Source organism: Bacillota bacterium (assembly GCA_040754675.1).
GTDB lineage: Bacteria > Bacillota > Limnochordia > Limnochordales > Geochordaceae > Geochorda.
The window spans coordinates 1-2,356 of sequence record JBFMCJ010000603.1 but is presented as its reverse complement, the minus strand read 5'-3'; the positions used below and the strand labels follow the sequence as shown (position 1 = coordinate 2,356).

Genomic DNA, 2,356 nt, shown 5'->3' with positions numbered 1-2,356 from the left:
GCAGGTGGGCAAGGCCACCCACACTTTTTCTGACATCCTCGGTCAGAGCAGGCCCATCAAACGTGCCATAGACGTGGCAAGGCAGGCTGCGGAGACGGACTGTCCAGTGCTGGTAACTGGAGAGACCGGGACAGGCAAGGAACTTTTTGCGCAGGCTATCCACAATTCCAGCCCCCGCTCGGGGAATCCGTTTATTGCCCTCAACTGTTGTGCGCTTACACCAACGCTTGCGGAGAGCGAGCTCTTTGGACATGAGAAGGGAGCTTTTACCGGCGCCGCTCAAAGGCGCATTGGCCTGTTTGAATTAGCAGCAAATGGCACCCTCTTCCTTGATGAGGTTGGGGACCTTCCCCTGGAGCTTCAGGGGAAGCTTCTTCGTGTTCTACAAGAGGGCGAGTTCCGGCGCGTAGGGGGGACCGCAGTGCTTCGGTCGCAGGCAAGGATTATCGCCGCAACAAACCGCGACCTCATGAGTCTTGTCGGGGAGGGCCTGTTCCGGGAGGATCTCTTCTTCCGACTGAACGTGTTCCATGTGCATGTTCCGCCCCTTCGCGAGCGCCGTGACGACATCCCTCTGCTTGCGACACGGTTCTTAGCACATTTGGCTGCTAGGGCCCGTGTTGACGCCGTTCCTGTTCTATCCGATTCAGCCGTCCGGGTGTTGATGCAGTATGAGTGGCCGGGGAATGTTCGGGAATTACACAACGTACTTGAGCGAGCTTTTTGGGCAACGAAAGGGGCAAAACACATTGGCCCCAACGTCGTTCTTCCCTTGTTGAGGCTGTGCTCCCCCGGCCAAGGCCACGGCAGGTACGTCCGTCGCTTGGAAGACGTTGAGAAGGAGGAAATCGTGAAGGCGTTATCTGTATTTGGGGATACAGTTGAAGGAAAAAAGGCTGCGGCCCAGGCGCTGGGTATCGCGCTAAGCACCCTCTATGCGAAAATGAAGCAGATTGGGGAGATCGGGGAAGGGACACGCGCCCGCGTAAGAGTTCGGTTTCCGGAAATCAGAAGCAACTGCGCCCGCAAGTGCCGGAGCTAAAAATCGAGCGGTATTTCCGGATCTCAGAACCGTTTTTGCGTACAAGAAGTGGGATCACGGACGGACGATACTCAGGCAGTTAACACTGAGTTCTCCCGCCGGATGGCATGGGAATTGCGCGAGCTGCGTAGCGCGTCCCACTCCACGGGGCGGCACCAAGCTCTGTTTCGGTGCCTGGGTCAAACAGTGCGATGAGGGGGAGGACCCGAGAGTTGCCGCAAGTAAGCCGTCTCGAAGCCGACGTGCTTGTGATTGGTGGTGGATCTGCAGGCGCGATGGCTGCTATCCGGGCCAAGGAGCTAAATCCTCGCGCTCGTGTCGTCATAGTAGAGAAAGCCCACGTGAAGTACAGCGGGTCAATCGTCCGCGGCATGGATGCACTAAATGTGGTGGCCATTCCGGGCGTTGCTACTCCGGAGGAATACGTGCGATCCATTCGCCAGCAGTGTGACGGAGTGGCTGATGAGGTTTCGAACTACGTCTTGGCTAAACGTAGTTGGACGCTCATGCAGAAGCTTGCTAGCTGGGGGGTAGATTTCCCCCAAGACGAGGAAGGTAACTACGAAGTCCTTCAAGCCCACCCGGCTGGTCGTTTTGTGGTTTCGATGAAGGAACCGGCTCTTAAGACTATCCTGGCCAGTCGGTTACTCGACAATGGTTGCCTCGTCCTGAACAGGACCATGGCGGTGGAACTATTGACGGACGGAGCACGAGTCTGCGGTGCACTCGGCTTGAATACCCGGACGGGCGATCTGGTTGCGTGTGAAGCCAAGGCTACGATTCTGGCCGCCGGAGGGGCCGCTCGCTTTGGCCTACCCAATAGTGGATACCTCTACGGTACCTTCGACTGCCCGGCCAACACGGGAGACGCTTACGCCCTGGCGTTTTCGGCGGGTGCAGAGCTCACTGGGCTAGAGTATACGATATGCATGTACGTGGTAAAGGACCTAAATGTTCCCCTGCTGTACATCACGCTGACTCGTGGGGCCCGGCTAATCGATGTTCTCGACGAATTGCTTGAGGGCAGCGAGCGGCCTTCGGTTGAGCGGATGGTGGAAGAGCATCGTAGGGATCGTGGTCCGCTTCGTATCAGAGTGCAGCACCTCCCGAGAGCGCAAATCGAGGCTATCGAGGACATTCTGTTTTCAACAGAGCGTCCGGTCCTTAAGCGGTTCCTTGAGCACCGCGGAATCGACTTCCGCCGGAAAGACGTAGAATTGGCTCCCACTGAGTTTTTCCTGTGTGGAGGCCACGGGCTCACCGGGGTAGCGGTTGACGAGCGCGGCGCCGCATCCGTACCTGGGCTGTACGCAG

Annotated in this window: 2 protein-coding genes; both read left to right on the top strand. The window is 57.7% G+C overall.

Annotation, left to right across the window (positions count from 1 at the left end; translation table 11 throughout):
• Nucleotides 1-1,042 (top strand): sigma 54-interacting transcriptional regulator (locus tag AB1609_21455; GenBank protein MEW6049003.1); only part of this gene is annotated, 1,042 nt, incomplete at its 5' end.
• 212 nt (nt 1,043-1,254) lie between these two features.
• Nucleotides 1,255-2,356, top strand: a 1,102-nt coding sequence (locus AB1609_21450) for an FAD-binding protein (GenBank protein MEW6049002.1), incomplete at its 3' end; no start/stop codon positions are given.